This window comes from Streptomyces sp. NPDC006235 (assembly GCF_040613735.1).
Lineage (GTDB): Bacteria > Actinomycetota > Actinomycetes > Streptomycetales > Streptomycetaceae > Streptomyces.
Window position 1 is genome coordinate 92,980 of record NZ_JBEXSR010000038.1, and the last position, 7,449, is coordinate 100,428.

Sequence of the window (7,449 nt, forward strand, 5' to 3'; positions counted from 1 at the left end):
GAACGACATGTACTCCATCGGCTCCCTGACCGTCGCCCCCGGCGAGCGCGCCCAGGGTCTGATCCCGGTCGGCACCAGCACCTACGGCGTGGAGCTCGGCATCCCGCTCATCGTCGTCAACGGCACCGAGGACGGCCCGGTGCTGTGCGTGGACGCCGGTGTCCACGGCGACGAGTACGACGGCCAGGAGGCCATCCGCCGCGTCCTCGCCGACATCGACCCGGCCGGTCTGCGCGGCACCCTCGTCGGGATCCCCTGCATGAACACCCCCGCCTTCGAGGCGGCGGCCCGCACCAGCGGCCTGGACTACCTGAACCTGAACCGGATCTTCCCGGGTGACGCGGACGGCTCGTACTCGCTGCGGCTGGCCGCCACCTTCGTCGAGCAGGTCGTGCCCGCCATCGACGCCCTGGTCGACCTGCACACGGGCGGCACGTTCGGCGAGATCGCCCCGCTGGTCATCCTCCAGGGCGGCTACGAGGAGCTGACCACGGACCTGGCTCTCGCGGCCGGACACGAACTGGTCTGGAAGGGCGGCAAGTGGGGCGGCACGGTCCGCCACCCCACCCTCGCGGCCGGCAAGCCCGCCGTCACCATCGAGGCGGGCGGCGGCACCTACCGCGAACAGAACGTCGCCCTGCACGTCCACTCGATCCGCAACATCATGCGCCAACTCGGCATGATCGACGGCGAGGCGGAACTGCGTGACAGCTACACCACCGTCTCCGGCACCTTCGCCCGGTCCGCCGCCGGCGGCTTCTTCCTCGGCCACGCCGAGCCCGGCGAGACCTGCAAGGAAGGCGACTTGATCGCCCAGATCGTCGACCACTACGGCAACACGCTGGAGGAGGTCCGCGCCCCGCAGAACGGCATCGTGCTCTGGGTGCGCCGGATCCGCACCGTGCGGCCGGGCGACGAGGTGGTCATCTTCGGCGAGGTGCAGGGAGAGATCCAGCCATGAGCGGCGACACTCGGTTGCTCCTCGTCGACGGCAAGCAGGTGCCCGCCGCCGACGGCCGCACCTTCACCGTCCTCGCCCCGTCCGACGGCACGGCCATCACCACGGTGGCGCTGGCCGGCCGCGCGGACGTGGACCAGGCGGTGGCGGCGGCGCGCGCGGCGTTCACGGCACGGGAATGGGCGCGGATGCGCGCCGCCGACCGGGGCCGGCTCCTGTACCGGATCGCCGAGGCGATTCGCTACCAGGGCGAGCGGCTGGCCCGGCTGGAGAGCCAGGACGTGGGCAAGCCGCTCAGCCAGGCCAAGGCCGACGTCGAGTCCGCCGCCCGCTACTTCGAGTTCTACGCGGGCATCGCCGACAAGCTCGGCGGGTCCACGATCCCGTTGGGCCCCGGTCTGCTCGACTACACCGTCCGCGAGCCGATCGGCGTCTCCGGCCAGATCATCCCCTTCAACTACCCGCTGCAGAACACCGCGAGGGGCTCCGCCCCGGCACTGGCGGCGGGCTGCACGGTGGTGCTCAAGCCCTCCCCGGAGGCACCGCTCACCCCGCTGGAGATCGGCAGGATCGCGCTCGAATGCGGTCTTCCGCCCGGCGTGCTGAACGTCGTCCCCGGTGACGGTGAAACCGGCGCCGCTCTCGCCGGACACCCGGGCATCGACCAGGTCACCTTCACCGGCTCGGTGCCGACCGGCATCAAGGTCGCCCAGGCCGCGGCCGCCAACGTGGTGCCGTCGGTGACCGAGCTGGGCGGCAAGTCGCCGTTCGTCGTCTTCGCCGACGCCGACTTCGACCTGGCGCTGACCGCGATCCTGGGTGCCTCGTTCAGCAACGCGGGACAGATGTGCTCGGCCGGCACGCGGCTGCTGCTCCAGCGGGGCGCGGAGGAGTTCCTGGACCGGCTGGTGGAGAAGATCGCCACCCTGCGCGTCGGCCCCGGCCTGTCCGATCCGGACATCGGCCCGCTGGTCGCGGCCCGGCAGCGCGACCGGGTGCTGGACTACCTGGACCTGGCCCGCCAGGAGGGCGCGACGGTCCGTGCCGGCGGCGGTGCGCCGTCCGACCCGGCCCTGGCCGACGGCTACTACATCGAGCCGACCGTCCTCACCGGCCTGACCAACCAGGCCCGTTGCGCCCGCGAGGAGATCTTCGGCCCGGTCGTCACGGTCATCGACTTCGAGCACGCGGACCAGGCCCTGGACATCGCCAACGACAGCCCGTACGGCCTGTCCTCCTACGTCTGGACCCGCGACATCGACAAGGCGATGCGCATGGCCGAAGGCATCCGGGCCGGCCAGGTCTATGTCAACGCCACCGGCGTCGGCACCGGAGTCGAGCTGCCCTTCGGCGGCTACAAGCACAGTGGCTGGGGCCGGGAGAAGGGCCTGGAGGCGTTGGCGAGCTACACGCAGACCAAGAACGTCTGCATCGGATTCGGGAGCCGGTCATGAGCGTCGTGAGAGGAACCCGGTCATGAGGTATCGCACGCTGGGCGAACGCGGCCCCGCCGTCTCCGTCGTGGGCGTCGGCGGCAACAACTTCGGCTCCCGTCTCGACGAGGACGGGACGAAGGCCGTCGTCCACGCGGCCCTCGACGCGGGGATCACCCTGTTCGACACCGCCGACATGTACGGCGGGTTCGGCGAGAGCGGTGGTGCCCGGGGTGACGGTGAACGCCTGCTCGGCGCCGCCCTCAAGGGCCGCCGTGACGATGTCGTCCTCGCCACCAAGTTCGGCATGGAGATGGGCCCCGAGGCCGACCGGTACGGCCGGCGCGGCGCCCGCCCCTACATCCGGTACGCCGTCGAGTCCTCTCTGCGCCGGCTCGGCACCGACCGGATCGACCTGTACCAGTACCACGAGCCGGACGGCGACACCCCGCTGGAGGAGACGATCGCCGCCCTGCGGGAACTCGTGGACGAGGGCAAGATCGGGTACATCGGCTGCTCCGACCTCCCGGCCGAGCAGCTCACCGACGCCTTCGTCAGCACCCAGGCCCGCTACCACCTGCTCGACCGGGGTGTGGAGAACGACCTGATCCCGGCCTGCCTGCGCCACGGCCTGGGCCTCCTGCCGTACTACCCGCTGGCCAACGGCCTGCTCAGCGGCAAGTACCGGCGCGGTCGGCAGCCCCCGCCCGGCAGCCGGCTGTCCTGGCGGCAGGGCTGGCTCACCGACGCGGCCCTGGACCGCGTCGAGGCACTCACCGCGTACGCCGCCGAGCGCGGCCTGACCCTCCTCCAGGTCGCCGTGGGCGGACTGACCGCACTGCCCGCGGTCGGGTCGGTCATCTGCGGCGCCATGACCCCCGCACAGGTCACCGCCAACGCGGCGGCGGCCGACTGGATCCCCGACACGGCCGACCTGGCCGCCCTCGACACGATCGTCACGCCCGGCGAACGCGTCGTCTGAAGCCACCGCATCCCCTTCGAAATCCGTGAATTGAGGCTAGCCACCATGCGAGAGATCGTCACCTTCGACGCCTACGGCACCCTGGTCGACTTCCAGCTCGGCCCGACCACCCTGAAGGTCCTGTCCGACCGGCTGGACCTGGACAACCTGGACGTCGACGAGTTCCTCGACGACTTCCGCGTCATGCGCTTCCAGGCCGTCCTGGAGGCCTACCGCCCCTACCACGAGATCCTGCACTCCAGCCTGCGCAACGCCATGCGCCTGCACGGCCTGGAGTACCGGGAGTCCGACGGTGACGCCCTGGTCGATGCCGTCCCCACCTTCGGCCCGTTCCCGGAGGTCCCGGACGCCCTGCGCGCCCTGAAGAGCAGGTACGAGATCGCCATCATCTCCAACACCGACGACAACCTGATCGCGCGCAACGTCGAGAACATCGGCGTGGAGTTCGACCACGTCATCACCGCCCAGCAGGCCGGCGCCTACAAGCCGGACCGGCAGACCTTCGAGCACGCCTTCAGGACCCTGGGCGTCGAGCCGTCCCAGGTCATCCACACCGCCCAGGGCTGGGAGTACGACCACATCCCGACGCGCGACCTCGGCCTCAAGCGCCGGGTGTGGATCAACCGCTACGGCCACCCGGGCAGCGCCGACTACCAGCCGTACGACGAACTGCCCGACCTGTCGGGCCTGCCGAAGCTCCTCGGCTGCTGACCGACGGCCCCACGGCGACCCAGGACCGAAAGACAGAGGACGCACGCCATGAAGCAGATCCCCTACTGGCTCGACACCGCCCCCGCCCTGCCCGACCGTTCCGGAAAGGACCTGCCCGACGAGGCGGACGTGGTGGTGATCGGCGGCGGCCTCACCGGCCTGTCCACCGCCTACCACGCCGCCCGCAAGGGCGCCCGGGTCGTCCTCGTCGAGAAGGACAAGGTCGGCTCGGGCGCCTCCGGGCGCAACGGCAGCATGTGCACCCAGGGCCTGACCATCAGCCCCGCCGAGGCCCGCAAGCGCTACGGGCAGGAGCGGGCGCGCGAGTTGTACGACGCGTTCCGCGAAGCGGTCGACGTGGTCGAGGAGATCACGCGGACGGAGCGGATCGACTGCGACTTCCACCGCGCCGGCAGGCTCGGAGTCGCCTTCAAGCCGCAGCACTTCGAGTCGATGCGGGCCACCCAGCGCGACCTGGCCGACAACTTCGGCCACGAGACACGGCTCCTGACCCGCGGTGAACTCAAGTCCGAACTGAGCTCGGACTATTACCACGGCGCCCTGCTCGACCCGCTGAGCGCCGCCCTGCACGTCGGCAAGTACGTGCACGGACTCGCCGAGGCCGCGGAGCGGGCGGGCGCGGAGATCCACGAGCGCAACGCCGCGACCGGCCTCATCCGCCTCCCGGGCGGCGGCTTCGTGGTCGAGACCCTGAACGGCACGATCCGCGCCAAGCAGGTGATGGCGGCGACCGACGCCTACACCGACAAGTCGATGCCCTGGTTCCGCAAGCGGCTCATCAACGTCGGCAGCTTCATCATCGTCACCGAGCCGCTCGGCGAGGCGCGCGCCAAGGCGCTGATCCCGAACGGGCGCCTGGTGGTCGACTCCAAGAACATCGGCCACTACATCCGCCTCACGCCCGACCACCGCCTCGCCTTCGGCGGCCGGGTCCGCTTCGCCCCCTCCAACCCGGCCTCCGACGTCAAGAGCGGAGACGTCCTGAAGGGGGAGATGACCGAGATCTTCCCGCAGCTCGCCGGGGTGCGGATCGACTACGTGTGGGGCGGCATGGTCGGCTTCTCCTGGGACCGGCTGCCGCACGCGGGTGAGGCGAACGGCCTGTACTACTCGATGGGTTACTGCGGCCACGGTGTCCAGATGGCCACCTACATGGGCCGTGCGGTCGCCGAGATGATGGACGGCCGTCCGGAGGCCAACCCCCTGCGCGGTCTCGGCTTCCCGAAGGTCCCCGTCCCGTTCTACAACGGCACCCCCTGGTTCCTGCCGTTCGGCGGCGCGTACTACAAGGCGAAGGACCGGCTGCGCTGAGCAGGCTCCGGCCCCGGTGAACCGATGACCCGTCAGTAGGTCATCGGTCACGGGCTCTTGACTCGTGACGCGGCAGTGGCCATCCTCGTCGGACCCTTGGATGAGGTCATGACAACCCGGCCGGTCGGTCCCGGACCTCCGGGGCCCGGGCGGCCGGGACGTCGACCCCGCCACCCCCCGACCGAGGACGTGGGCCGTGACCAGTGCAGGACGCCCGTACCACCGACGCAAGAACGTCACCGTCGTGTCGCTTCTCCTGTTCGTCCTGGCCGTCGCGCTGGGCCCGACGCCCAGTTCGGCGGCCGGATCCGACTGGTGGAACCCGACCGCACGGCCCGCGCCGGACTCCCGGATCAACGTCACGGGCGAGCCCTTCACCGGCACCGATGCCAAGGGCGACGTGCGCGGCTTCGTCGACGCGCACGACCACATTTTCGCCAACGAGGGCTTCGGTGGCCGTCTGATCTGCGGAAAGCCGTTCTCCGAGCAGGGTGTCGCCGACGCGCTCAAGGACTGCCCCGAGCACTACCCGGACGGCTCGCTCGCGATCTTCGACTTCATCACCAACGGAGGCGACGGCAAACACGACCCGGTGGGCTGGCCCACCTTCAAGGACTGGCCGGCCCACGACTCGCTGACCCACCAGCAGAATTACTACGCCTGGGTCGAGCGGGCCTGGCGCGGTGGTCAGCGGGTGCTGGTGAACGACCTCGTCACCAACGGCGTCATCTGCTCGGTGTACTTCTTCAAGGACCGCGGCTGTGACGAGATGACGTCCATCCGGCTCCAGGCCAAACTGACGTACGACATGCAGTCCTTCGTGGACAAGATGTACGGCGGGCCCGGCAAGGGCTGGTTCCGGATCGTCACCGACAGCGTGCAGGCCCGTGAGGTGATCGAGCAGGGCAAGCTGGCGGTCGTCCTCGGCGTCGAGACCTCCGAGCCCTTCGGCTGCAAGCAGGTCCTCGACATCCCGCAGTGCAGCAGGGCCGACATCGACAAGGGCCTGGACGAGTTGTACGCGCTGGGCGTGCGCAGCATGTTCCTGTGCCACAAGTTCGACAACGCGCTGTGCGGTGTCCGCTTCGACTCGGGCACGCTCGGAACGGCCATCAACGTCGGGCAGTTCCTGTCGACGGGCACCTTCTGGAAGACGGAGACGTGCAAGGGCCCGCAGCACGACAACCCCATCGGCGACGCGACGGCGGCCGCGGCCGAGAAGAAGCTCCCGGCGGGCGTGGACGTGCCCTCGTACAAGGCGGACGCCCAGTGCAACGTCCGGGGACTCACCGGACTCGGCGAGTACGCCGTCCGCGGCATGATGAAACGCGGGATGATGCTGGAGATCGACCACATGAGCGTCAAGGCCACCGGCCGGGTGCTCGACATCTTCGAGGCCGAGTCCTACCCGGGCGTGCTCTCCTCGCACAGCTGGATGGACCTGAACTGGACCGAACGGGTTTACCGCCTCGGCGGGTTCATCGCTCAGTACATGCACGGCTCCGAGGGATTCATCGCGGAGGCCAAGCGCACGGAGGCCCTGCGCGACAAGTACGGCGTGGGCTACGGCTACGGCACCGACATGAACGGCGTCGGCGGCTGGCCGGCCCCACGGGGTGCGGACGCCCCGAACAAGGTCACCTACCCCTTCAAGAGCGTCGACGGCGGCTCCGTCATCGACCGGCAGACCACCGGCGAGCGCACCTGGGACCTGAACACCGACGGCGCCGCCCACTATGGCCTCGTCCCGGACTGGATCGAGGACATCCGCCGGGTCGGCGGCCAGGACGTGGTGGACGACCTGTTCCGCGGCGCCGAGTCCTATCTCGACACGTGGGGAGCCACCGAGAAGCACTAGGTCGTTTCTGATGGCTCTTGGTGGGCTGGGTGATCTCGTAGTTGACCGGGCAGGACGCCCGTATGGTGCGGCGACACGAGCTCACGGACGCGCAGTGGCGGAAGATCGAACCCCTCCTGCCCGGCAACGGCAAGCCGGGTGGGCAGTGGGCGGATCACCGCAGGGTGATCAACGG

6 protein-coding genes and 1 pseudogene are annotated in these 7,449 nt (G+C 70.0%); all 7 read left to right on the forward strand.

Annotation, left to right across the window (positions count from 1 at the left end):
* Positions 1-7 precede the first annotated feature (7 nt).
* Positions 8-961 carry a M14 family metallopeptidase gene (locus tag ABZ192_RS33185; protein ID WP_356928177.1) on the forward strand — a complete coding sequence of 318 codons (954 nt, stop codon included), beginning with the start codon at positions 8-10 and terminating at the stop codon, positions 959-961.
* On the forward strand, positions 958-2,412 hold the full coding sequence (locus ABZ192_RS33190; protein WP_356928178.1) for an aldehyde dehydrogenase family protein: 1,455 nt from the start codon (positions 958-960) through the stop codon (positions 2,410-2,412). Before ABZ192_RS33185 ends, ABZ192_RS33190 begins: the two co-directional genes overlap by 4 nt.
* Before the next feature lie 22 nt (positions 2,413-2,434).
* Positions 2,435-3,373, forward strand: coding sequence for an aldo/keto reductase (locus tag ABZ192_RS33195; RefSeq protein WP_356928179.1), 939 nt, complete (start codon positions 2,435-2,437; stop codon positions 3,371-3,373).
* Between the two features lie 45 nt (positions 3,374-3,418).
* Entirely contained in the window at positions 3,419-4,084 is a 666-nt protein-coding gene (locus ABZ192_RS33200; RefSeq protein WP_356928180.1) for a haloacid dehalogenase type II, read from the forward strand.
* A 48-nt stretch (positions 4,085-4,132) separates the two neighbouring features.
* Entirely contained in the window at positions 4,133-5,416 is a 1,284-nt protein-coding gene (locus tag ABZ192_RS33205; RefSeq protein ID WP_356928181.1) for an FAD-binding oxidoreductase, read from the forward strand.
* Positions 5,417-5,612: 196 nt separating this feature from the next.
* Positions 5,613-7,274, forward strand: coding sequence for a hypothetical protein (locus ABZ192_RS33210; RefSeq protein WP_356928182.1), 1,662 nt, complete (start codon positions 5,613-5,615; stop codon positions 7,272-7,274).
* 65 nt (positions 7,275-7,339) lie between these two features.
* Positions 7,340-7,449, forward strand: a pseudogene (locus tag ABZ192_RS33215) (IS5/IS1182 family transposase); the annotation flags it as partial.

Excerpts from the sequence above, each read along its gene's own strand:
- ABZ192_RS33185 (WP_356928177.1), top strand. The coding sequence starts at position 8 with ATGTACTCCATCGGCTCCCTGACCGTCGCCCCCGGCGAGCGCGCCCAG.
- ABZ192_RS33190 (WP_356928178.1), top strand. The coding sequence starts at position 958 with ATGAGCGGCGACACTCGGTTGCTCCTCGTCGACGGCAAGCAGGTGCCC.
- ABZ192_RS33195 (WP_356928179.1), top strand. The coding sequence starts at position 2,435 with ATGAGGTATCGCACGCTGGGCGAACGCGGCCCCGCCGTCTCCGTCGTG.
- ABZ192_RS33200 (WP_356928180.1), top strand. The coding sequence starts at position 3,419 with ATGCGAGAGATCGTCACCTTCGACGCCTACGGCACCCTGGTCGACTTC.
- ABZ192_RS33205 (WP_356928181.1), top strand. The coding sequence starts at position 4,133 with ATGAAGCAGATCCCCTACTGGCTCGACACCGCCCCCGCCCTGCCCGAC.